19 protein-coding genes are annotated in these 22929 nt (G+C 71.4%); 11 read left to right on the top strand and 8 right to left on the bottom strand.

The features are described 5' to 3' along the window. The first annotated feature begins 4 nt into the window (after nt 1-4). Nucleotides 5-2041: a thioredoxin domain-containing protein gene (locus tag ABD841_RS09860; RefSeq protein ID WP_344969956.1), complete on the top strand. Its 2037-nt coding sequence runs from the start codon at nt 5-7 to the stop codon at nt 2039-2041. Nucleotides 2042-2177: 136 nt separating this feature from the next. Here the strand turns inward: ABD841_RS09860 and ABD841_RS09865 are convergent, their stop codons facing one another. Together ABD841_RS09865 and ABD841_RS09870 are read right to left on the bottom strand one after the other, a co-directional pair. After that, nucleotides 2178-4331, bottom strand: coding sequence for a transglycosylase domain-containing protein (locus ABD841_RS09865; protein WP_344969957.1), 2154 nt, complete (start codon nt 4329-4331; stop codon nt 2178-2180). Nucleotides 4332-4434: 103 nt separating this feature from the next. Then, complete coding sequence (locus tag ABD841_RS09870) at nt 4435-4914, bottom strand: Lrp/AsnC family transcriptional regulator (RefSeq protein ID WP_344969959.1); 480 nt, start codon at nt 4912-4914, stop codon at nt 4435-4437. A gap of 102 nt (nt 4915-5016) precedes the next feature. On the opposite strand from ABD841_RS09870, the gene hppD reads away from it, so the two are divergent. From hppD to ABD841_RS09885, 3 genes are all read left to right on the top strand, one after another. Beyond that, on the top strand, nt 5017-6126 hold the full coding sequence (hppD, locus tag ABD841_RS09875) for a 4-hydroxyphenylpyruvate dioxygenase (RefSeq protein ID WP_344969961.1): 1110 nt from the start codon (nt 5017-5019) through the stop codon (nt 6124-6126). Nucleotides 6127-6260: 134 nt separating this feature from the next. Beyond that, entirely contained in the window at nt 6261-6869 is a 609-nt protein-coding gene (locus ABD841_RS09880) for an RDD family protein (RefSeq protein WP_344969962.1), read from the top strand. Nucleotides 6870-6947: 78 nt separating this feature from the next. Next, nucleotides 6948-8396 carry a M1 family metallopeptidase gene (locus ABD841_RS09885; protein ID WP_344969964.1) on the top strand — a complete coding sequence of 483 codons (1449 nt, stop codon included), beginning with the start codon at nt 6948-6950 and terminating at the stop codon, nt 8394-8396. Nucleotides 8397-8436: 40 nt separating this feature from the next. Here the strand turns inward: ABD841_RS09885 and ilvA are convergent, their stop codons facing one another. Continuing rightward, nucleotides 8437-9645, bottom strand: coding sequence for a threonine ammonia-lyase (gene ilvA / locus ABD841_RS09890; RefSeq protein ID WP_344969965.1), 1209 nt, complete (start codon nt 9643-9645; stop codon nt 8437-8439). Nucleotides 9646-10098: 453 nt separating this feature from the next. On the opposite strand from ilvA, the gene ABD841_RS09895 reads away from it, so the two are divergent. Continuing rightward, entirely contained in the window at nt 10099-10476 is a 378-nt protein-coding gene (locus ABD841_RS09895) for a type II toxin-antitoxin system RelE/ParE family toxin (protein ID WP_344969967.1), read from the top strand. After that, nucleotides 10473-10793, top strand: coding sequence for a helix-turn-helix domain-containing protein (locus tag ABD841_RS09900; RefSeq protein WP_344969969.1), 321 nt, complete (start codon nt 10473-10475; stop codon nt 10791-10793). The genes ABD841_RS09895 and ABD841_RS09900 overlap by 4 nt, the downstream gene beginning before the upstream one ends. Before the next feature lie 108 nt (nt 10794-10901). On the opposite strand, the gene ABD841_RS09905 is transcribed toward ABD841_RS09900, so the two are convergent. After that, the gene (locus ABD841_RS09905; RefSeq protein WP_344969970.1) at nt 10902-12083 is read right to left on the bottom strand and encodes an FIST signal transduction protein; all 1182 of its coding nucleotides are present in this window, start codon (nt 12081-12083) and stop codon (nt 10902-10904) included. Nucleotides 12084-12376: 293 nt separating this feature from the next. Here ABD841_RS09905 and ABD841_RS09910 point away from each other — a divergent pair, with 293 nt between their 5' ends. Together ABD841_RS09910 and ABD841_RS09915 are read left to right on the top strand one after the other, a co-directional pair. Continuing rightward, entirely contained in the window at nt 12377-13774 is a 1398-nt protein-coding gene (locus ABD841_RS09910) for a sigma 54-interacting transcriptional regulator (protein ID WP_344969972.1), read from the top strand. Between the two features lie 9 nt (nt 13775-13783). After that, a complete protein-coding gene (locus tag ABD841_RS09915) occupies nt 13784-15730 on the top strand; it encodes a hypothetical protein (protein ID WP_344969973.1) in 1947 nt (648 codons plus the stop codon). Nucleotides 15731-15908: 178 nt separating this feature from the next. Here the strand turns inward: ABD841_RS09915 and ABD841_RS09920 are convergent, their stop codons facing one another. Beyond that, nucleotides 15909-16331, bottom strand: a complete 423-nt coding sequence (locus ABD841_RS09920) for a DUF6292 family protein (protein WP_344969975.1) — start codon at nt 16329-16331, stop codon at nt 15909-15911. A gap of 560 nt (nt 16332-16891) precedes the next feature. On the opposite strand from ABD841_RS09920, the gene ABD841_RS09925 reads away from it, so the two are divergent. Further along, complete coding sequence (locus ABD841_RS09925) at nt 16892-17317, top strand: hypothetical protein (protein WP_344969976.1); 426 nt, start codon at nt 16892-16894, stop codon at nt 17315-17317. Nucleotides 17318-17333: 16 nt separating this feature from the next. Here ABD841_RS09925 and ABD841_RS09930 read toward each other — a convergent pair whose 3' ends face one another. Together ABD841_RS09930 and ABD841_RS09935 are read right to left on the bottom strand one after the other, a co-directional pair. Beyond that, the gene (locus ABD841_RS09930) at nt 17334-18473 is read right to left on the bottom strand and encodes a cystathionine gamma-synthase (protein ID WP_344969978.1); all 1140 of its coding nucleotides are present in this window, start codon (nt 18471-18473) and stop codon (nt 17334-17336) included. 204 nt (nt 18474-18677) lie between these two features. Then, nucleotides 18678-18980 (bottom strand): hypothetical protein, encoded by a 303-nt coding sequence (locus ABD841_RS09935; RefSeq protein ID WP_344969979.1) that lies wholly within the window; start codon nt 18978-18980, stop codon nt 18678-18680. 138 nt (nt 18981-19118) lie between these two features. Between ABD841_RS09935 and ABD841_RS09940 the strand changes: the two genes are divergently transcribed. Beyond that, a complete protein-coding gene (locus tag ABD841_RS09940; protein WP_344969981.1) occupies nt 19119-20357 on the top strand; it encodes a histidine kinase in 1239 nt (412 codons plus the stop codon). Between the two features lie 42 nt (nt 20358-20399). On the opposite strand, the gene ABD841_RS09945 is transcribed toward ABD841_RS09940, so the two are convergent. Further along, nucleotides 20400-21770: a cystathionine beta-synthase gene (locus ABD841_RS09945; protein ID WP_344969983.1), complete on the bottom strand. Its 1371-nt coding sequence runs from the start codon at nt 21768-21770 to the stop codon at nt 20400-20402. A 133-nt stretch (nt 21771-21903) separates the two neighbouring features. On the opposite strand from ABD841_RS09945, the gene ABD841_RS09950 reads away from it, so the two are divergent. Continuing rightward, on the top strand, nt 21904-22878 hold the full coding sequence (locus tag ABD841_RS09950) for an SGNH/GDSL hydrolase family protein (protein WP_344969984.1): 975 nt from the start codon (nt 21904-21906) through the stop codon (nt 22876-22878). Nucleotides 22879-22929: the final 51 nt, after the last annotated feature.

A 22929-nucleotide genomic window follows, 5' to 3' on the forward strand; every position in this document is an offset into this window, starting at 1 on the left:
CCTTATGAACAGGCTTGGCAGTGCGACCTCCCCCTACCTGCTCCAGCACGCCGACAATCCCGTCGCGTGGTTCGAGTGGGGTGAGGAGGCCTTCGCCGAGGCCCGGCGGCGGGATGTGCCGCTGCTGATCTCCGTCGGTTACTCCGCCTGCCACTGGTGCCACGTGATGGCCCACGAGTCGTTCGAGGACGAGGGCACGGCCTCGCTGATGAACGAGCACTTCGTCAACGTCAAGGTCGACCGCGAGGAGCGTCCCGACGTCGACGCGGTCTACATGGCCGCCACCCAGGCCATGACCGGCCAGGGCGGGTGGCCGATGACGGTCTTCGCCACCCCCGAGGGGCACCCCTTCTACACCGGCACCTACTTTCCCCGGCCGCAGTTCCAGCGGCTGCTGGCCGGCGTCTCCAGCGTCTGGCGGAACGACCGGCAGGCGGTGCTGGAGCAGGGCTCGAAGATCGTGGAGGCGCTGAACGAGCGCTCGGCGCTGCCGTCCGGACCGGTGCCCACGCCCGGCACGCTCGCGCTCGCGGTGCACAGCCTGGCCGAGTCCTTCGACCCGGTGCGCGGCGGTTTCGGCGGGGCGCCCAAGTTCCCGCCGTCGATGGCGCTGGAGTTCCTGCTGCGGTACGCCGCCGGGGCGGGCGCCCCGGGTGGGGAGGGCGACCGGGAGTCGCGGGCGACCGCGACCGCGGCGACGACGATGGCGAGCCGGACGCTGGAGGCCATGGCCAGGGGCGGCATCTACGACCAGCTCGGCGGCGGCTTCGCCCGGTACAGCGTGGACGCCGGCTGGGTGGTGCCGCACTTCGAGAAGATGCTCTACGACAACGCGCTGCTGCTGCGGGTCTACGCGCACTGGTGGCGCTCCACCGGCTCGGTCCTGGGCCGGCGGATCGCGCTGGAGACGGCCGACTGGCTGCTGGCCGAGATGCGCACCCCCCAGGGGGGCTTCGCCTCGGCGCTGGACGCCGACAGCGAGGGCGTGGAGGGCAAGTTCTACGTCTGGACGCCCGAGGAGATCCGCGAGGTCCTCGGCGAGGAGGACGGCGCCTGGGCGGTCGCCCTGTTCGAGGTGACCGGGACGTTCGAGCACGGCACCTCGGTCCTCCAGCTCCTGGCCGATCCCGACGACGCCGAGCGGTTCGCCCGGGTCCGCTCCGCGCTGCTGGCCGCGCGGGCCCGGCGGGTGCGCCCCGGCCGCGACGACAAGGTGGTGGCCGCCTGGAACGGCCTGACCGTCGCCGCCCTCGCCGAGGCGGGCGCCCTGTTCGACCGGCCGGACCTGGTGGAGGCCGCGCGGGCGGCCGCGGTGCTGCTCGACGAGGTCCACCTGGACGGTGACCGGCTGTTGCGCACGTCCCGTGACGGCCGGGCGGGCACCAACGCGGGTGTCCTGGAAGACTACGCCGACCTGGCGGAGGGCCTGCTCACCCTGTACGGGGTGACGGGCGAGACCCGCTGGTTCCACCGGGCCGGGTCTCTGCTGGAGGCCGTGCTGACCCGCTTCTCCGACGGCTCGGGCGGGTTCTTCGACACCGCGGACGACGCCGAGCGGCTCTTCCAGCGCCCGCAGGACCCCACCGACAACGCCACCCCCTCCGGCCAGTTCGCCGCCGCCGGGGCGCTGTTGTCGTACGCGGCGCTGACCGGCTCGGCCCGGCACCGGGAGGCGGCCGAGGCGGCCCTCGGCACGGTGACGGTCCTGGCCGGCAAGCACGCGCGGTTCGCCGGCTGGGGCCTGGCCGCGGCCCAGGCGGCCGTCTCCGGCCCGATCGAGGTCGCGGTCGTGGGCCCGGCGGACGACCCCGCGACGGCGGCCCTGCACCGGGCGGCCCTGCTCTCGCCCGTGCCGGGCCTGGTCCTGGCGCTCGGCGAGCCCGCCGCGGAGGAGGTTCCGCTGCTGGCCGGCCGCGGCCTGGTGGGCGGCGCGCCGGCCGCCTACGTCTGCCGCGGCTTCACCTGCAGGATGCCCGTCACCACCCCCGCCGCGCTGAAGGCGGAGCTGGCGGGGGCCCGGCCGCCCGGGGAAGGCGTCTGACCATCCGGGGAGGGCGCCCCCGTCCGGGAGGGGCGCCCAGCCGCCCGGGGAGGGCACCCGACCGTCCGGGAGAGCGCCCGGCCGTCCGAGAAGGGCGCTCAGCCGTCCCGGAGGGCGCCCCGTCCGGGACGGGCGCTCAGCCGTTCGGGGAGAGCAGGGTGGAGTCGCCGAGGCCGCGGCTCGGCCCCGCGCCGGTGTCCTGCTCCTCCAGCTCGCCGTCGCCACCGTCACCGCCGTCACCGCCGTCGCCACCGGTGTCGGGGGCCGAGGTCTGGTCGGGGGCGGGGGTCTGCTCGTCGGGCCCGGCGCTCGCGTCGGGGGCCGGGGTGCCCGTGTCACCGGGGACCGGCGATCGCGTGCCGACGCCCTGATCGTCACCCTCGTCGGCGGGGTAGCCGACGCCGGGGTCGTCACCGTAGGGGAGGTAGCCGTAGGTGGACGGCTCCTTGAACTCCTTGACCGGCTTGCCCGCCATCGCCTCGGTCATGAAGGCGCGCCAGATCTGGGCCGGGTAGGTGCCGCCGTACAGGGCGCTGCCGTCCACCGTGACCGGCTTGTTGTCGTCGCGGAACATGTTGACCGCCACCGAGAGCTGCGGGGTGAACCCGGCGAACCACACGGCCGCCGACTCGTCGGTGGTGCCGGTCTTGCCCGCCACCGGACGGTCGTAGAGGCGGGCGGCCGCGCCGGTGCCGGCCTCGACGACCTGGGTCAGCGCGTACGTGGCGTCCACCGCGGTCTGCTCGCCGAAGGCCCGCTCGCCCTTGGTGGAGCTCTTCGTGGTCCGGCCCCCGGCATCGGTGACCGAGCGGATCACGTGGGCCTCTCGGTGGACGCCCTCGGCGGCGAAGGTGGCGAAGCCGGAGGCGTTCTGCACGGCGCTCACCGAGGCGACGCCGAGCGGGAGCGTGGCGGCCCCCCGGTGCGGGTCCAGCTGCTCGGCGGGGATGCCGGCGTCTTCGGCGACCTTGAGGACCTTGCCGAGGCCGACTTTCTGGCCCAGGTCGACGAAGGCGGTGTTGACCGAGCTCTGGGTCGCCTCGACCAGGTTGATCTGGCCGTAGGAGCGACCGCCGGAGTTGGGGATGTCGGTGCCGGCCGAGGCGACGCGCAGCGGCGAGTTGCCGTCGACCCGGGTGTCGAGGCCGAGGCCGTTCTCCAGGGCCGCGGCCAGCGTGTAGGCCTTGAAGGTGGACCCGGCCTGCACCTTCGCCGAGAAGGAGTTGTCGAACTTGTTGGCGGTGTAGTCGCGGCCGCCGTAGAAGGCGAGGACCTCGCCGGTGGCGGGGTCGACGGCGGCCAGCCCGGTGCGGACCTTCTTCGGGGTGCTCTCCGGCAGGACCGAGGTGACGGCGCGCTCGGCGGCGGCCATCAGATCCTTGTCGAAGGTCGAGACGATCTTCAGGCCGCCCTGGTTGATGACCTCGTCGGTGTAGCCCCGGCGCTTGAGCTCGGCCGTGACCTGGTCGAGCATGTAACCCTCCTGCCCCTTGGGCGTGAAGATCGCCCTGGGCTTCCTGAGGGTGGGGAAGGTCACCCGGGCGGCCTCCTCGGGGGTGACGGCCCCGGTCGTCACCATCCCGTCGATCACCGACCTCCAGCGTGCCCTGGCGGCGTCGAGGTCGGTGCCCCGCGGGTCGGCGAACCGTGAGGGCTGCTGGATGACGGCCGCGAGGTACGCGCTCTCGGCGAGGGTCAGCTTGCCGACGTCCTTGCGGAAGTAGGCGTCCGCCGCCGCCTGGACGCCGTTGGCGCCCCGGCCGAAGTAGATCGTGTTGAGGTACTGCTCCAGGACCCAGTCCTTGGACTTCGACTGGTCCACCTTCAAGGAGATCATGACCTCCTTGAGCTTGCGGACGATGGAACGTTCCTGGCTGAGGCCGCTGTAGTAGTTGCGGACCATCTGCTGGGTGATCGTCGAGCCGCCCTGGACCTGGTTACCGGTGAGCGTGGACCACATGGCGCGGAAGGTGCCCCGCAACGAGACGCCCTGGTCCTCGTAGAACGAGCGGTTCTCGGCGGCGATGACCGCGTTTTTGAGGCTCTCCGGGACCTTGGCGAGCGCCACGCTCTTGCGGTTGACGCCCTGCCTGGCGAGCACGGTCCTGCCGTCGCGGTAGTAGATCACCGAGCCCTGCGCGGTGGCCTTGGGCTGCGTGCTGTCGGGGATGGGGGTCATCGCCCACACCACCCCGAGCAGGCCGGCCACCGAGACGACGGTGACGCCGAAGACGATGAGCGTGATCCTCAGGAACTTCCTCCTGGGACTTCCCGTCCCGCCCTTTAGCACGCGTGACCCCCCGATCGGAACCGCCGCGACCCTTGTCGGCCGCAGGAACCGTTAAGGGTAAACGATGGATAACGGTGTGTGGTCTCTGCTTGACATGGTACGGCTACCCCTTCCCCTTGCGCGGGACATCGGCCACCAAAGGCAGAACTCGGTATGGCACAGGAGTGTCCAAGGCGATGACCGACGAGGTCCTGACCACGCCCCGGACGTCAACGATCAGGTCAATTACCCGCTGCAGATCGGCATTGCTGCGCGCCACCACCCGGCAGTGCATGTCGTCGCCACCGGTGATCGTGTGCACCTCCAGCACCTCCGGGATCGCGGCGAGCTGGTCGGCCACCGGGTCGTGCCCGCTGACCTGACGGATCTGCAGGGTCACGAACGCGGTCACGTCGTAGCCGAGCGCGGCCGGGTCGACGTCGGGGCCGAAGCCGGTGACCACCCCCCGGGCGATCAGCCGGTCGAGCCGCGCCTGCACGGTCCCCCTGGCCACGCCGAGCCGCCGCGAGCACTCCAGCACCCCCAGCCGGGGCTCGGCCGCCAGCAGGGCGATGAGCCGGGCGTCGAGTTGATCAATCGTCATGATGTACAAGAACTCCGCTCTGACCGGAGAGTAGGTGTGCATATTGTCCATCGAATCAAGTGAGTGTTGCACAACCCGGCCACCAAAACAGACAGTTGTCGCATGAGCGACAACTTCCCTGTGAACGGTATGGACGCCGTGGTCTTCGCCGTGGGCAACGCCAAGCAGGCCGCCCACTACTACTCCAGCGCGTTCGGCATGCGGCTCGTGGCCTACCGGGGCCCGGAGAACGGCAGCCGTGACGAGGTGGCGTATGTCCTCACCTCGGGAAGCGCCAGGTTCGAGTTCCGCGCCTCGGTGCGCCCCGGCACCGACCTCGCCCGGCACGTGGCCGAGCACGGCGACGGTGTGATCGACCTGGCCATCGAGGTCCCCGACGTGGAGGCGGCCTACACCCACGCGCTCGCCCAGGGGGCGCGCGGGCTGGTGGAGCCGCACGTGCTGGAGGACGACCACGGCAAGGTGGTCGTCGCGGCGATCGCCACCTACGGCGAGACCCGGCACACCCTGGTCGACCGCTCCAACTACACCGGCCCGTACCTGCCCGGATACGCGGCGGCGAAGCCCGTCGTGGCCCCCCCGGACGTGCGCAACGGCCGCCTGTTCCAGGCCGTCGACCACTGCGTCGGCAACGTCGAGCTCGGCAAGATGGACGAGTGGGTGGAGTTCTACCAGCGGGTCATGGGCTTCACCAACATGGCGGAGTTCATCGGCGACGACATCGCCACCGAGTACTCGGCGCTGATGTCCAAGGTGGTCGCGGACGGCACCCGCAAGGTGAAGTTCCCGCTCAACGAGCCGGCGATCTCCAGGAAGAAGTCGCAGATCGACGAGTACCTGGAGTTCTACGGCGGCCCCGGCGTGCAGCACATCGCGCTGGCCACCAACGACATCCTCAGCACCGTGGACTACATGCGCGCGGCCGGCGTGGAGTTCCTCGACACCCCGGACTCCTACTACGACGACCCCGAGCTGCGCGCCCGCATCGGCGAGGTCCGCGCGCCGATCGAGGAGCTGAAGAAGCGCAGGATCCTGGTCGACCGCGACGAGGACGGCTACCTGCTCCAGATCTTCACCAAGCCGGTGCAGGACCGTCCGACGGTCTTCTTCGAGCTCATCGAGCGGCACGGCTCGCTCGGCTTCGGCAAGGGCAACTTCAAGGCGCTGTTCGAGGCGATCGAGCGCGAGCAGGACCGCAGGGGCAACCTGTAACCGCGGCCCGGATGGGAGACGGCCTCCCCCCGGCCCGGCCGGGGAGCGGTCCGCGACCCGCCCCGGGGCAGTGCAGGGGCAACCTGTAACCGCCGTTGGCTTTGCGATGGCGGTCCCGTGGCGATCAAGGCTTCATGGGATCAGTACCGACACCGCCGCCGCCGGACGAGCCGGGGCCGGGCCCGTCACCGGGGCCCGGCCCGGGCTACGGAGGCCCCGCGCCGGGCCCCGGCTACGCCCCCGGCCCCGGCCCCGGCTTCGACTACGGCTACGCCCCCTTCGGCGGGCCGCCCGGCCAGGGTCCGGGCCCGGAGCCCATGCGGCTGGGCGGGCGCTGGCGCCGCCTGTTCGCGGGCCTGCTGGACATGCTCGTCATCGGCCTCATCTCCTCGCCGTTCACGTACCAGACCGTCACCACGGTCACGAACCCCGCCGGCGGCGTCTCGATCGAGGTGCCGTACACGCAGACCCTGCTGGTCTCACTCATCGGCTTCCTGTACTACTGGTTGCTGACCGCCTTCTGGAACGGGCAGACACTCGGCAAGAAGGTCTTCCGCCTGCGGGTGGTCGACGTCGCCGGGGGGCGGGCCGGCGTCGCCCAGGCCGCGCTCCGCCAGCTGGTGGCGTGGGTGATGTACGCCACCTGCTGCCTGGGGTGGATAGATCTGGCATTCATCCTTTTCCAGCCGCGCAAGCAGGCCGTGCACGACCTCGCGGCCAGGACGCTTGTCGTAGACGCCTGATCAGCCCAGGTCACGGGCGGTAGTGTGCCCTGTACGGGGCCCGGTTCGGTCCGGGCCGGGACAGGGGGGCTTTCAGGTATGGTGTCCAGCCGGCTGGTCGTCGCGGCGACCGCCACCGTCCTCGGCGCGCTCGGTACGGCCGCCTGCGCGGCCTCGAACGGGGACAGCGCGCCGGGACCGGCCGCGAGCTCGGCCACGGGTCCCGACTCACCGGCCGCGAAGAACGTCGGCGCGCCGGGGATCGGCGACCCCGACTTCCCGACGGACGGCAACGGCGGCTACGACGTCGGCCGTTACCGGCTCAAGCTCGGCTACGACCCCTCGGCCAAGCACCTCACCGGGGTCGCGGCGATCGAGGCGAAGGCCACCCAGGAGCTGGCGAGGTTCAACCTCGACCTGTCCGGATTCACGATCAACAGGGTCACCGTCGACGGCCGGCCCGCCCGGTACGAACGGGCCAAGGACGAGCTCACCGTCATCCCGGCCGCGCCCGTGGCGGACGGGGCGGACTTCACCGTCGAGGTCGCCTACGCCGGGGAGCCCAAGCCCGTCAGGAACTCCTCCAACCTGGGCACGTACGGCTTCATCCCGACCGAGGACGGCGCGTTCGTGACCTGCCAGCCCAACGGGGCGCGGACCTGGTTCCCCGGCAACGACCACCCGCTCGACAAGGCGCGCTACGACTTCGAGATCACGGTGCCCAAGGGGGTGACCGCGCTGGCCAACGGCGAGCTCGTCGGCGCGCCGAAGACCGCCGGGGGCAAGACGACCTTCGTCTGGCGTGAGGACGACCCGATGGCCAGCTACCTGGCCACCATGACGCTGGGCAAGTTCGAGCTGCGTCAGGGCAAGACCGCCTCGGGCATCAGGAACCTCGTGGCCGCCGACCCGAGGTTCCGCGGTTCGCTGGACAAGCTGTACAAACTGTCGGGGGAGATGACCGACTACTGGAGCACGGTCTTCGGCCCCTACCCGTTCGACTCCACCGGCGGCGTCGTCGACGACTTCCCGGCGGGCTACGCGCTGGAGAACCAGACCAAACCCATCTACGGCGGGTTCGACCCGGACGAGGACATCATCAGCCACGAGCTGGCCCACCAGTGGTTCGGCAACAGCCTGACCGTCAAGCGGTGGCGGGAGCTCTGGCTCAACGAGGGCTTCGCGACCTACGCCGAATGGCTCTGGTCGGAGCACAAGGGGCGCGCGACCGCCGAACAGCTCTTCCGCAGGAACTACGCGGCCCCCGCGAACGACCCCATCTGGAGCTACCCGGCGGGCGAGGCCAAGCCGGACGACCTGTTCAACAACTCCGTCTACGTCCGCGGCGGCATGACGCTCCACGCCCTCAGGCAGCGCATCGGCGACGCGGCGTTCTTCAAGCTCCTGAAGGACTGGAACACCGAGCACAGGTACGGTCACGTCACGACCGCGGAGTTCACCGCGCTGGCGGAGAAGATCTCCGGCAAGGACCTCGACGCGCTCTTCGACGCCTGGCTGTTCACCCCGAAGAAGCCGACCACCTGGTGACGCCGCCCGCCGCGGGTCCGCAGGCTCGCGGACCCGCGGCTCACCCGATGACGATCTTGTACCCGTCCGCCCGGAGGGTGCCCAGCACCTCCTCCGAGTGGGCGGGCCCCCTGGTCTCCAGCTGGAGCTGGACCTCCACGTCCCCGGGATGCATGCCCAGCCGCTCGTGCACGATGTCGAGCACGTTCGCGCCGAGCTCCGCCATCCTGGTCAGCAGCGCCGCCAGCGCGCCCGGCCGGTCGGAGAGCGGCACGCGCAGGGTGAGGTAGCGTCCGGCGGCGGCCAGACCGTGCCGGAGGACCTTGGCCAGCAGCAGCGGGTCGATGTTGCCGCCGGAGAGCACGGCGACCACGGGGGGCTCGAAGACCTGCGGCTGGGCCAGGATCGCGGCCACCCCGGCCACCCCGGCGGGCTCGACGACCTGTTTGGCGCGCTCCAGGCAGAGCACCAGCGCCCGGGAGATGTCGCTCTCGCTGACCGTGACGACGTGGTCGACCAGGTAGTGGATCAGCTCGAAGGGCAGCTCCCCCGGCCGGCCCACCGCGATGCCGTCGGCCATCGTGACGGCGGGCTCGACCTCGACGGGGTGCCCCGCCGCCAGCGAGACCGGGTAGGCGGCGGCCTGCTCGGCCTGCACGCCGACGATCCGTATGCCGGGCCGGAGCGACTTGGCCGCGAGCGCGACCCCCGCGGCCAGCCCACCGCCGCCCAGTGACATCACGATCGTGCCGACCTCGGGGAGCTGCTCCACGATCTCCAGTCCGATCGTGCCCTGCCCGGCGATCACGTCGGGGTGGTCGAAGGGGTGGATGAACACCGCCCCGGTCCGCTCGGCGTGCTCCCTCGCCCGGGCCAGCGCGACGTCCACGGTGTGGCCCGCGAAGATCACCTCGGCGCCGTAGGAGCGGGTCGCGGCGACCTTGGGCAGCGGCGCCCCCTCCGGCATGTAGACCGTCGCCCCGGCGCCGACCAGGCCCGAGCCCAGCGCCACCCCCTGCGCGTGGTTGCCCGCGCTGGCCGCGACCACGCCCCGCCGCCGCTCCTCCTCGCTCAGGTGGGCGATCCTGACGTAGGCCCCGCGTATCTTGAACGACCCCGACCGCTGCAGGTTCTCGCACTTGAGGTGGACGGGCCCGCCGACGACGCCGGAGAGCACGTGGGAGTGGAGGATCGGCGTGCGCAGGGCGACGTCGGCCAGCAGCTCACGCGCGGCGACCACGTCCTCGAAGGTCACCCGGGAGTCGGCCATGCGGGCCATCGTACGCGCAGGGCGGGACCTCCCGTCCGGTCGAGTTTCGCCGGGCACCCACGTCGAGCGCGGAGGCTCAAGGGCGGGAGAAGCAGCCGGGCAGAAGGCACCGCGGGTCTCACCGACGTCCATGACCGCTCGGCCGCCCATGGAGTGGGCGGCCGCATACCCGGCCGGGCGGGAACTCCTGCGAACACGATCAGCGACCGCGAAACCCGCTCCGGCGTCCGCCGGGGTCAGGGCCGGTCGGCGGGCGGGCGGAGAAGACCAGGACCGAGGCGGTGAAGCCGTGGACGTGGTTGTGGCCGCCGACGGGGCCGATCTCGCCGGCGGCGAAGAAACCGGCGGCACCGACGACGTCCCTCTCCTCCGCACAGCGATCGGCCGTTTCCCCACTCGATCACCACACGGAAGTTTAGGATATTCTAAATATCGGTTGGAGTTGGGAGCAGCGTGGGCGAATGGGAGATCCTTCTCACCAGGGAGGTGGAAGAGTTCCTCGACGTACTCCATGAGACCGATCAGGAGTCACACAAACTGGTCAACCAGGCGATCCTGATCCTGGAGCGCAGCGGCCCGGCCGAAGGGCGACCTTTGGTGGACAGCGTCGCGGGATCCAAGATCTCCAACATGAAGGAGCTTCGACCTGGATCCGCGGGTCGTAGCGAGATCCGGATCCTGTTCGTCTTCGACCCGTGGCGAGCGGCGATCCTGCTGGTCGCGGGAGACAAGGCAGGCAATTGGGAACGCTGGTACCGGGAGGCGATCCCGAGAGCCGAGCGGCTATATGAGATCTACCTGGTGGATCGGCAGAAGGAGATGACGCAGTGAGCAGCCATCGCGGGTGGCGGGAGAGCGGCCATCTGGAGCGCGCGATCGAGACCGCGGGTGGTCCGGAGCGGTTCGAAGCGGAGGTCCGGCGTCTACGAGACGAAAACCAGGCATGGCGCCTCGCCGAGATGCGCAAACGGCGCGGGCTCACCCAGAACCAGGTCGCGGAGAGCATGGGTGTCTCGGTCGGGCGGGTATCGCAGATCGAGAGGGGCGACGTGTCGACGCGTGAGGTCCTGGATCGATACGTGGCCGCGCTCGGGGGCACCCTCAGGCTCATCGCCGACTTCGGCGACGAGCAGCTCAAGGTCGGCTGACCACCCGGCGATCCGCGCGGAGGACGACCGACGACATACCGGCAGGCGCGAACACGCCTCGGGGCGAGACCGCCGATCCGCGGCAGCCGGCCCTGGCGCCTGCGGAGATCAGGGCCGGTCGGCGGGCGGGCGGGCGGAGAAGACCAGGACCGAGGCGGTGAAGCCGTGGACGTGGTTGTGGCCGCCGACGGGGCCGATCTCGCCGGCGGCGAAGAAACCGGCCACGCCGATGGGCCCGAGGGTGTCGCGGACGGCGACGGCGTCGTGGTTGGAGTTGCCGAACATGGCCGAGCCGCGACCGTTGCAGGAGAACAGCAGAGCGCCGTCGACCCGGCCGAGCTGCTCGCGGTGAGAGTCGAGCAGCTCGTAGAGGTCCTCGTCGGCGGTGGCGGCGTCGCGGACCTGGAAGCGGACGGTGCGGCCGATCTCGACGACGTCGCCGATGGCGACCGCCTCGCGCTCGGGGTCGATGCCGAGCACGCCCCGGATCAGGAAGTCGCCGCGCTCGTGCCGCTCGGCGTACTCGTCCATGGCGACGCCGATCTGCAGGCCCGAGGCGACCAGGTCGCGGTCGTCCTCGTCCAGCGCGGTGACGATCTCCTCCAGCCGCGCCAGGGCGGGCTGGCCGGCGAGTTCGAGGAGGAGGTTGTCCTCGGCCTCGGTGACGGCCATCGTGGGACCGATCGGGCGGCACCCCTGGCTGACCACGGTGCTGACGTTGACCGGGCCGCTGAGCAGCACCCCCACGGCGCCCTCGCTGTGGACCTCCCCGTCGGCGAAGAGCCGCACCGCGCCGCGGCCCTGGATGGCGTTGGCCAGGCCGCCGATCAGCGGCAGGTCGCCCAGGACCTCCCCGGAGCGCTCGACGAAGCCGTCGGTGGGGAAGCTGTAGGGGTCGGCGAACAGGATGGCGGCCCGGTCGTCGGGACGGCGCTCTGGCAGGCCGACCACGACGAAGCGGTCGTCGGCCCGGAACGTGTCGAGCGCGAAGGTCGTCAGCCGGGCCCCTTCCAAAGTGGCGGCCCACGCGCTCACCGCGGGGGTCACCTCGACCCCCTGCCCGTCGCCGATGACCCCGGTGGCGCTGCATCCGAGGACGGCGGCGCCGGGGGCGATGCTCATCGCGCGCAGCCCGGCTCGGGAGACCTCGTCGGGATCGTCCCCGCAGATGAAGAAACAGATCAGGTCGGCCGGACCGGACAGTCCGGACAGGGCCTGGCGCACGGCGGTCTCGGCTGCGGCGACCAGATCGGACCCCACCGCGAGGCCATCGGCGAAACGGCTCGTCATCAGCGCCACTCGTCTCGCCTCTCCCTCATGTCTGACGGCTCGCCCGCAGGGCGCGTCTGCGACCCCGCCCGGGGCGTGCCGTGATTCGTCGTGACGTTACTGTGAAATTCCGTTCGGAGGCTTCCCCCGGAGCCCGTCGTGAGTCACACCCCGGGAGCTTTCCCGAAGCCTTGTCTTGGAGCGATTCTCCCCACTGCGGGGGCATGCACTCGCATGGACCATCACGCAATCGTCAAGATCCGCGAGAGGGAGGAGAGTGCCGGATCGGGCGCGGGGGACGTAGTCTCGATCCTGTGCCTCAAATCCCAGAGCCACGTACTCTGCGCGAACTACGCGCGAGCGGCCATATCCACCGCACGGTAAAGGCCGAGATCCGTGAGAACCTCCTGGCCAGGCTCAGGGCCGGAGAGCAGCGGTTTCCCGGCATCGTAGGTTTCGACGACACCGTCCTGCCGCAGCTGGAGCGCGCGCTGCTCGCCGGGCATGACCTGGTCCTGCTGGGTGAGCGCGGCCAGGGCAAGACCCGGCTCATCCGCACCGTGACGGGTCTCCTCGACGAGTGGACGCCCGTCGTCGAGGGCTGCGAGATCAACGACCACCCCTACGCGCCCTCGTGCGTGCGCTGCCGCCGCCTGGCGACGGGCGCGGGCGAGGAACTGCCGATCTCCTGGAAGCACCGGGAGGACCGGTACGGCGAGAAGCTCGCCACCCCCGACACGTCCGTCGGCGACCTGATCGGTGACATCGACCCGATCAAGATCGCCGAGGGGCGCACGCTCGGCGACCCGGAGACCGTCCACTACGGCCTGGTGCCCCGGAGCAACCGGGGCGTCTTCTCCGTGAACGAGCTGCCCGACCTGGCCGAACGGATCCAGGTGTCGCTGCTGAACGTGCTGGAGGAGCGCGACATCCAGGTCCGGGGCTACAACCTGCGCCTGCCCCTGGACGTCCTGCTGATCGCCAGCGCCAACCCCGAGGACTACACCAACCGCGGCCGGATCATCACTCCGCTGAAGGACCGCTTCGGCGCCGAGATCCGCACGCACTACCCGCTCTCGATCGAGACCGAGCTGGTCCTGATCCGCCAGGAGGCCGCGCTCGGCCAGGTGGGCGCCGACCTGCCCGACCACCTGATCGAGGTGATCGCCCGCTTCACCCGGATGGTGCGCGAGTCGACCGCCGTCGACGCGCGGTCCGGGGTGTCGGCCCGCTTCTCCATCGCGGCCGCCGAGACCGCCGCCGCCTCCGCCGTACGACGTGCCGCGCTGACCGGCGAGGAGCACGCGGTGACCCGGGTCGCCGACCTGCCGGGAATCGTGCACACGCTCCGCGGCAAGGTGGAGTTCGAGGTCAGCGAGGAGGGCCGGGAGACCGAGGTCCTCGCGCACCTGCTCCGCCGGGCCGTGGCCGAGACGTTCCGGCGCACGCTCGGCGGTACGGACCTGAACCCGCTGCTGGAGAAGTTCTCCGACGGCGTCCAGGTCGAGTCGGGGACGATGGTCCCCGCCGCCGAGCTGCTGCGCAGGATCGGCCCCGTCCCGGGCCTGGCCAGGATCATGTCCCAGCTCGGCATCGGCGACGAGTCCCCGGGACACGCCGCCGCCGCGCTGGAGTTCGCGATGGAAGGGCTCTACCTCCTGCGCCGGCTGTCCAAGGACGAGGTGGACGGCACGGCGGTCTACCGCACCTGAGAGGCCGGCATGAGCTACCGCTACGGCGAGTACCGGGACGGGCCCGACCCCCTCGCTCCCCCGTACGACGTCCGCTCGGCGCTGGACCGGATGGGTGACGCCATCCTGTCCGGCTCCAACCCGGGCCACGCGCTGCGTGACCTGCTCAAGGAGGGCCTGCCGGGCGCGCCGGACCGGCGCGGGCTCGACGAGCTGCTGCGCGAGGTGCGGCGCCGCCGCCGTGAGTTGCGCGAGCGCGGGCGTCTGGACGGCACGCTGGAGCGGGCCAGGGCGCTGCTGGACAAGGCGATCGGCCAGGAGCGGGCCGAGCTGTTCCCGGACCCCTCCGACGACGCCCGGATGCGCGAGGCGGAGCTGGCCGCCCTGCCCGACGACACGGCGAGCGCGATCCGGGAGCTGAGTGACTACCGGTGGCGCTCGGCGGCGGCCCGGCAGACCTTCGAGGAGCTGCGCGACCTGCTGCGCAGGGAGGTGCTCGACAGCCAGTTCCGGGGCATGCGGCAGGCGCTGGCCAACCCCGACCCGGCCGCCATGGAGCGGGTCGGGCAGATGATGTCCGACCTGAACGACATGCTCGACCGGGACGCCCGCGGCGAGCACACCCAGGCCGACTTCGAGGAATTCATGTCGAAATATGGAGACATGTTCCCGGAGTCGCCGCGGAACCTGGAGGAGCTGGTCGACACCCTCGCCCGCCGGGCGGCGGCCACCCAGCGCCTGCTGGCCTCGCTGACTCCCGCCCAGCGGGAGGAGCTCAACCAGCTCATCGACCAGACGCTGGAGCAGGCCGGGCTGGCCGAGCAGATGCGCCGCCTGGGCGAGTCCCTGTACGCCCGCCGTCCCGACCTCGCCTGGAACACCCCCGAGCGGATGAGCGGCGACGAGCCCATGGGGATGTCCGACGCGGTGAGCGCGCTGGACGAACTCGCCGACCTGACCCAGCTGGAGGCCGCGCTCCGCCAGGACTACCCCGGTGCGAGCATGGACGACATCGACGAGGCGGCGATCCGGCGCGCCCTGGGCCGCGCCGCGGTCGACGACCTGGAGGCGCTCAAGCAGATCGAGCGCGAGCTGGAGCGGCAGGGCTATCTGCGCCGCCAGCGCGGGAAGCTGGAGCTCACGCCCAAGGCCGTCCGCCGCCTCGGCGAGACCGCGCTGCGCCGCGTCTTCTCCTCCCTGGAGGCGGGCCGCCGCGGCGACCACGACCAGACGGACGCGGGCTCGGCCGGGGAGCTCACCGGCTCCGCACGCCCCTGGCGGTTCGGTGACGAGCAGCCGATCGACGTGGTCCGCACGGTCGTCAACGGTGTGCGGCGCGGCGGGAGCACCGGGACGGTACGCCTGTCGGTCGACGACTTCGAGGTGGCCGAGACCGAGCGGCGCACGGCGGCCGCGGTGTGCCTGCTGGTCGACCTGTCCTACTCGATGGCGCTGCGCGGCACCTGGGCCGCCGCCAAGCAGACGGCGCTGGCCCTGCAGGCGCTGGTCGCCGCCAAGTTCCCACAGGACGCGGTGCAGATCATCGGCTTCTCCAACTACGCCCGCGTGCTGCAACCCGACGAGCTGGCGGGGCTGGAATGGGACATGGTCCAGGGGACGAACCTGCACCACGCCCTGCTGATCGCCGGACGTCACCTGGACCGCCACCCCGACTTCGAGCCGGTCGTGCTCGTGGTCACCGACGGTGAACCCACCGCCCACCTGCGACGCAACGGCTCGGCCGCCTTCGAGTGGCCGCCCACCCAGGAGACGCTCGAACTGACGCTCGCCGAAGTCGACAAGATGACCCGGCGCAGGGCCACACTCAACGTGTTCATGCTCGCCGACGACGAGCGGCTGAAGGAGTTCGTCAACGAGGTCGGCCGGCGCAACGGCGGCCGTGTCTTCTCGCCCGGCGCCGACCGCCTGGGCGAATACGTCGTCAGCGACTTCCTGCGCGCCCGCCGCTCCCGCTGACCGCCGCTCCCGCTGACCGCCGCGCCTCCCGGCGGCCGTCGGGAGGCGGGAGGCGGCTCAGCCGTACGCGAGCCGGCCGGTTCCGCCCGTGCCCCTCCGGCGCTGGCCCGGTGCGCGCCGGCGAGGCGCGGTGGCCTCGCTCTCGCGCACCGGCGGCCCGCCTACCCGGCGGCCCGGTTCACCTGCCGGCGTAGGCGACGTAGGCGTTGAGCGCCAGGTCGAAACCGTCGCGGTAGTGGCGGTAGGAGCGGTAGCAGGGCCGCCAGGCCGTGCTGTTGCCGACTCCCGCGCGGGCGTCGGCGACCGCCGCGGGGAGCCGCTCGGGGGAGAGCAGGAGGCCGCCGCCGAGGTAGCGGGCGTCGGCCAGCGTCGTCGGGGTGTCGCGGTCGCCGCCGAGGTAGCGGCCGCGGCGCCAGCCGCTCTCCTCGTCCCAGACCAACGCGTCGCCACCGGTCAGGCGGACGGTCACGGTGCGCGGGTCGCAGGGGCCCTCCCACCAGTCCTCGACCTGGTCGCCCAGCGCCTCCACGACGCGACCGGCGTAGAAGGCGGGCTGGTGCCGCCACTCATCGGTGTACGGCTCGACATGTTTGACACCCACGGCGGGCACTCCCTCGTGCCATTGTGCTTCTTCTCCGACGGGACGCCCGCCCGGCACGATCGCGGCAGCACCGCCGGCGACCTCATCACGCGGGAACGGGCCCGCCAGTGATCCTACTCACCCCATCGGGATGGTCAGGGCGAAATGGGAAGATCGATCATCCCCAATGACCTATATCACTCCTTGACCAATACGTTACCTCTCCGCAACAACTTCTCCGTTCGGCATCCCGTCTCTTCTTGTGTAAACGGCATGAGACGTCCGAAGGGAAGAGAAAAGTGAGTCCGATGGTCGCGGGAGTCCTCGTGGCGCTGATGCTCATCGGTTGCGTGTGTTACGAACTGTGCCTGGTGCCGGTCCGCGACAGGCACGACACCATCGAAGGCGACTGACCGGTTCCGCCGCGCGACGACACCCGAGGACACTCGTCCACCCCGCCCAAGAACATTCACCCGCTTCCCCGAAATATCGTTCAAAAGAACATTCAGGAAGGCCAGCGGCCCGAAAAGGCTCACGCGAGCCGTATCCGGAGGAGATCACCGGAGACTAATGTCTGGCGCATGACCAACCTGCTGCTCTGGTTGCACATCGGTTTTTCGATCTTCGCGCTCGGGCCGGTGACCGCCGCCACGATGTCCACTCCCAGGTTCATCCGCGCCAAGGATGTCAACGTCCTCCGGTACCTCCACAAGACCACACGCATCTACGGCATCGCGTCCATCGGCGTCTTCCTGTTCGGGCTGATCCTGGGCCGGGAGTTCCTGGGCAGGCCGTACCTGTCGGCCTCCATGACGCTTTTCATCGTCGCGGCGGTACTGCTGGTCATGATCGCCCGCGACCAGGGCAGCGCCATCCGGGTTCTCTCCAGCGAGAACCCGGATGACGACGCCAAGGTGCAGACCGGGCGGGTCGCCGCCCTCTCCGGCGTGGTCGCGCTGATCTGGATCGTCATCCTGGTCCTGATGGTCTGGGGCGACCCGAGCTGACCACACCGGGGCGCCGCTAACCCAGCGCCTGGCTGAGGTCGGCGAGCAGGTCGTCGACCGACTCGATGCCGACCGAGAGGCGGACCAGGTCGGCGGGGACCTCCAGCGGCGAGCCCGCCGCCGAGGCGTGGGTCATCCGGCCGGGATGCTCGATCAGCGACTCCACGCCGCCGAGCGACTCGCCGAGGGTGAACAGCCTGGCCCGGTTGCACACCTCGACCGCCTCGGCCTCACCCCCGGCGACCCGGAAGGAGACCATGCCGCCGAAGCGCCTCATCTGCTTGGCGGCCACCTCGTGGTCGGGGTGCTCGGGCAGGCCCGGGTAGAGGACCGAGATCACCCGCGGGTGGGCGAGCAACAGGTCCGCCACGCGTTCGGCGTTGTCGCAGTGGCGCTCCATCCGCACCCCGAGCGTCTTGAGCCCGCGCAGCGTCAGCCAGGCGTCGAACGGCCCGGCCACCGCGCCCATCGCGTTCTGGTGATAGGCGAGCTGCTCGCCCAGGCCCTCGTCACGCACCACGAGGGCGCCGCCGACCACGTCGGAGTGGCCGCCGACGTACTTGGTGGTGGAGTGCACCACCACGTCCGCGCCCAGGGCCAGCGGCTGCTGGAGGTACGGGGAGGCGAAGGTGTTGTCCACCACGAGCAGCGCCCCGTTGTCGCGGGCGAGCTCGGCCAGGGCGGCGATGTCGGCGATGCCGAGCAGCGGGTTGGTGGGGGTCTCCACCCAGATGATCCTCGTCTTCTGGGTCATGGCCGCCGCGACCGCCGGAAGGTTGTTCAGCGGGACCGGGTCGTAGTGCAGTCCCCAGCGCTCGTGAACCTTCGCGAACAGCCGGTAGGTGCCGCCGTACGCGTCGTTCGGGATGATGACGTGGTCACCCGGCTTGCAGACCGTGCGCAGCACCGTGTCCTCGGCCGCCAGGCCCGAGGCGAACGCCAGGCCCCGGACACCGCCCTCGACCGCGGCCATGGCCTGCTCCAGAGCGGTCCTGGTCGGGTTGGCGGAGCGGCTGTACTCGTATCCGGCGCGCAACCCGCCCACGCCGTCCTGCTTGTAGGTGGACACCGCGTAAATCGGCGGAACGACGGCCCCGGTGTAAGGGTCGGGCTCCTGACCTGCGTGGATGGCCAACGTCTCGAATCCTTGGTTCATATCGCCAACGCTACTCGCAAAAGCCGCGGCCACCGCGGCATGCCGCTACGTCCGCCCCGTCCGGCGGACGCGCGCCGGCATCCGCCGACCGGCCCGTGGTCCGCCCCCCAGCGAGCCACGGGCCGGTCGGCGTCCCGGGCGGCGGTCCCGCAACCGCCGTGCGTCCCGGGACTTTCCCGGTGGGTCCTCACACCCGATGGATTCTCACGCCGCCTGCGGTTCCCGGTCCTCGGCACGGCGCGCCGGCAGCGGTACCACCCCGCCGCCCACGCCCCCGTCCCACACGGTGTCCGCCGCTTCGCGGCCCGCGGCCCGCACGCCCTCTTCCCGCGCTCCCCACGCCCGCCGTGCCTCCCACGCGGCGATCGGCGGCGCCTGGATGTGACGGCCGCTGCCGCCCTGGGCGTGCTCACCGTTGATCCGCGAGAGCAGGACCGGGTCGGCGAGCGTCAGAGCGACGGCGACCACGAGCCCCAGAGCAAGTACCACGATCCCGATGACGGTCATCTCCCACTCCCCTTCGACACGTCAAGCATCGGCGACGACCCCCCTGTTCCACCTCCGCTGAAGGACCGGTCCGGCAGGGGACCTCTCGGCCGAACGGCTGATATGACATGTCCACCGTCCGGCCTAGGCTCAGGGAGCGTGGGGGAAACACACCGGATCGTCTACTGGATCAAGAGGCTCAGCGAGATCGCCCTGATCGGCTGGCTTCTGCTGCTGCTCCTGATCGACCTCATGGTGACGATCGCGGTGACCGACGCCGGACCGGGCGCCCGCTGGCTGGTCCCCGTATGCGGCGCGGTGGGAGTCCTGGCCGTGCTGTGGCGCCGCAACAGGCGGGTCGGCGGGTTCGTCGCCCTGATGGCGGTGTCGTTCGCGGCCACCCTGATCATCGCGAGCACGGGCGACGACGGCTCACCCGGCCTGGCCGAGACCGGTGCCCTGCTGATCCTCACGATCGGCGGGCTGCGCGCGATCGAGCCGGTCCGGCGGGCCGCCGTGTTCTCCCTCGCGGCGATGGTCGTGCTTGAGGCCTCGGCCGCTCGCGTGAACCAGGCGGAGGCGTCGGTGGGCATCGGCTTCCTGCTCTTCGTCGGCTGGTCGTTCGCCGCGGGGATCGGCGCCTACCTCCGCTTCCAGCTGGAGCGCCGCCGGGAGGCCGTCAGCGCGGTACGGCGGGCCGAACGTCTGGAGCTCGCCAGGGAGCTGCACGACCTGGTCGCCCACCACATCACCGGGATCGTCGTACAGGCCCAGGCCGCCAAGGTCGTCGCCGAGCAGAAGCCGGAGGCCGTGCTCCCCGCCCTGGAGGCGATCGCCGGCGCCGGGGCCGACGCGCTGACCTCGATGCGCCGCCTGGTCAGCGTGCTGCGCGCGGAGGACGAGGCCGCCCGCTCCCCCGGCAGCACACTCATGGACATGCGCACCATGGTCGAGCGCTTCTCGGCGGGCGGCCCGCAGGTCGCCTTCGACATCGGGGCGGGCATCACCGACGAGACCCTGGCCCCGGAGGCGATGACCACGCTCCACCGCGTCCTGCAGGAGTCGCTGACGAACGTGCGCCGGCACGCCCCGGACACCGGCTGGGTCGAGGCGGACCTCAAGCTGACCGACGGCTCGGATCTCCGCGCCTGGGCCGAGAGCACGGGCGCGCAGGCGCGGGGGCAGCGGAACGCGCGTGACGACGCGCCCGCCGCCGGACGGACCGTACGGTTGCGGGTGCGCAACTACGGCTCGGCGGCCGACACCAGGATCTCCCGCCTCGGGGGTGGCTTCGGCCTGGTGGGCATGGCCGAGCGCGTCGAGGCGCTCGGCGGCCGCCTCGTGGCCGGTCCCACCCCCGCGGGCGCCTGGGAGGTCATGGCCGAGGTCCCCGTCTAGCCCGGCGAGGGGACCGCCCGGTGCGCCCGGCCGGGGACGGGGCTAGCGGTTGGCCAGGAAGGCCAGCAGGTCCTGGCGGGTGAGCAGGCCGACCGGCTTGCCGTCGTCGAGGACGACGGCGGCGTCGGCCTTCTCCAGCGCCTCGACCGCGATGGAGACCGGCTCCCCCGCGCCGAGCGTCGGCAGCGGCTGGGACATGTGCTCGGCCAGCGGGTCGGTGGGCCGGACCCGCCCCCGGTAGAGGGCGTCGAGCAGGTCGCGCTCCAGGATCGAGCCGACCACCTCGGCGGCCATGACCGGCGGCTCCTCCTTCATCACCGGGAGCTGTGAGACCCCGTACTCGCGCATGATGGAGATGGCCGTGTCGACCGACTCGTGCGGGTGGGTGTGCACGAACTCCGGCAGGCCGGAGCCCTTGCCGCGGAGCACGTCCTTGACCAGGCCCTCGTCGGTGGAGGTGGTCAGGAAGCCGTAGTCGGCCATCCACTCGTCGTTGAAGATCTTCGACAGGTAACCCCGGCCGCCGTCCGGCAGCAGCACCACGACCACGTCGTCCGGGCCCGCCTCCCTGGCCACCTGGAGCGCCGCGACCGTGGCCATGCCGCAGGAGCCGCCCACCAGCAGCGCCTCCTCGCGGGCCAGGCGCCTGGTCATGCCGAAGGAGTCCTTGTCGGAGACCGCGATGATCCGGTCGCAGATCGTGGTGTCGTAGGTGGCGGGCCAGATGTCCTCGCCCACGCCCTCGACCAGGTACGGCCTGCCGGTGCCGCCGGAGTAGACCGAGCCCTCCGGGTCGGCGCCGATGACCTTGACCCGGCCGCCGGAGACCTCCTTGAGGTAGCGCCCGGCGCCGCTGATCGTGCCGCCGGTGCCGATGCCCGCCACGAAGTGGGTGATCCGCCCCTCGGTCTGCTCCCAGATCTCGGGGCCGGTCGAGTGGTAGTGGCTGTCGGGGTTGTTGGGGTTGGAGTACTGGTCGGGTTTCCAGGCGTTCGGCGTCTCCCTGGCCAGCCGGTCGGAGACCGAGTAGTAGGACTCGGGATGATCGGGCGCGACGGCCGTGGGGCAGACCACGACCTCGGCCCCGTAGGCCCGCAACACCGAGATCTTGTCCTGGGCCACCTTGTCGGGCACCACGAACAGGCACCGGTAACCGCGCTGCTGGGCCACGATCGCCAGGCCGACGCCCGTGTTACCGGAGGTGGGCTCCACGATCGTGCCGCCCGGACGCAACTCTCCGGACCGCTCGGCGGCCTCGATCATGCGCACCGCGATGCGGTCCTTGACCGAGCCGCCGGGGTTGAAGTATTCCACTTTTGCGAGCACCTGGGCCGGCAGGCCCTCCGTCACCGCTTTCAACCGGACGAGAGGGGTGTTGCCCATCAACTCGACGAGTGAGTCATATACGCGCACCGGGATGATCACCTCGAAATACCGAAGCTCTGTCAGCTTGTTCTCTTGATCGCCGTGATCCCGTGGGGGTGGCGGGGACTCGGCTGGCCTTTCAAGGCAACGCTACCGCCCCGTACGGAGGGAGCGACGCCACGTGATCTGGACGCCCGGGGCGGTGCGGACCGCCCGGCGCATCGCGGCCGCCGCGGCGATGGGCGGAGGGGGGATCACCGCGCTGGGCGCGGCGACCTACGGCCTGCTGCTGGCCGAGGCCCTGGTGGCCCGCCGCATCGTGGGCCGGCCGCACGGTATGGAGGGACCACCCTCGGACGGCGTCTACGGCGCCTTCGCGGGCGAGCCGATCCGGATGGTCATGCTCGGCGACTCGACGTCCGTCGGCCTGGGCGCCGCCGAGCCCGGCGAGACGCCCGGCGTGCTGATCGCCCACGGCCTGGCGGTGATCGCCGAGCGGCCGGTGCGGCTGACCGTGGCGGGGAAGTCCGGAGCGGCCTCCGCACAGCTGGGCGACCAGGTGGACGAGGCGCTGAAGGCGCGGCCGGAGATCGCGGTCATCTTCGTCGGCGCCAACGACATCACCACGCAGACGCCGCCCGCGCAGGCCGTACGGCACCTGCAGAAGGCCGTGCGCAGGTTACGGGAGGCGGGTGCCGAGGTGGTCGTCGGCACCTGCCCCGACCTGGGCACGGTCCGGCCGATCGCGCAGCCGCTGCGCTGGGTGACGCGCCGCTGGAGCCGGCAGCTCGCCGCCGCCCAGACGGTCGCCGTGGTCGAGGCGGGCGGGCGGACGGTGGCCTTCGCGGACCTGCTGGGACCGGAGTTCGACACGAACCCGACCGAGTTGTTCAGTCTTGATCGTTACCACCCATCTGCTCAAGGTTATCTACAGGTTGCTTACGCGGTGCTACCTTCTGTATGCAGTGCGTTGGAACTGTGGCCAGATTCGCGGATCCAGCGCACTGAGTCGATCTACCTCGCGGCGGCCAAGGCCGTGGAGGAGCCCGGCGCCGAGGTCTCCGCGACCCGTGTCGCCGGCCGAGCGACCGGCACCTACGGACGATGGGTGACCATGCTCCGCCGGCGGCCCGGGGCGCAGCCCGACGACGCCTGAGAGCGGTTACCCTCCGCGGCGGAGCCGTTACGCCTCGCCCCCATTGGAGTG

It is taken from the genome of Streptosporangium fragile (assembly GCF_039534445.1).
GTDB classification, from domain to species: domain Bacteria; phylum Actinomycetota; class Actinomycetes; order Streptosporangiales; family Streptosporangiaceae; genus Streptosporangium; species Streptosporangium fragile.

Coding starts and splice junctions, on each gene's coding strand:
- ABD841_RS09880 (WP_344969962.1), top strand. CDS start 6,261: ATGGGATCAGTACCGACACCGCCGCCGCCGGACGAGCCGGGGCCGGGC.
- ABD841_RS09925 (WP_344969976.1), top strand. CDS start 16,892: ATGACCAACCTGCTGCTCTGGTTGCACATCGGTTTTTCGATCTTCGCG.
- ABD841_RS09930 (WP_344969978.1), bottom strand. CDS start 18,473: ATGAACCAAGGATTCGAGACGTTGGCCATCCACGCAGGTCAGGAGCCC.
- ilvA (WP_344969965.1), bottom strand. CDS start 9,645: ATGGCCGACTCCCGGGTGACCTTCGAGGACGTGGTCGCCGCGCGTGAG.
- ABD841_RS09870 (WP_344969959.1), bottom strand. CDS start 4,914: ATGACGATTGATCAACTCGACGCCCGGCTCATCGCCCTGCTGGCGGCC.
- ABD841_RS09935 (WP_344969979.1), bottom strand. CDS start 18,980: ATGACCGTCATCGGGATCGTGGTACTTGCTCTGGGGCTCGTGGTCGCC.
- ABD841_RS09915 (WP_344969973.1), top strand. CDS start 13,784: ATGAGCTACCGCTACGGCGAGTACCGGGACGGGCCCGACCCCCTCGCT.
- ABD841_RS09860 (WP_344969956.1), top strand. CDS start 5: ATGAACAGGCTTGGCAGTGCGACCTCCCCCTACCTGCTCCAGCACGCC.
- ABD841_RS09905 (WP_344969970.1), bottom strand. CDS start 12,083: ATGACGAGCCGTTTCGCCGATGGCCTCGCGGTGGGGTCCGATCTGGTC.
- ABD841_RS09885 (WP_344969964.1), top strand. CDS start 6,948: ATGGTGTCCAGCCGGCTGGTCGTCGCGGCGACCGCCACCGTCCTCGGC.
- hppD (WP_344969961.1), top strand. CDS start 5,017: ATGAGCGACAACTTCCCTGTGAACGGTATGGACGCCGTGGTCTTCGCC.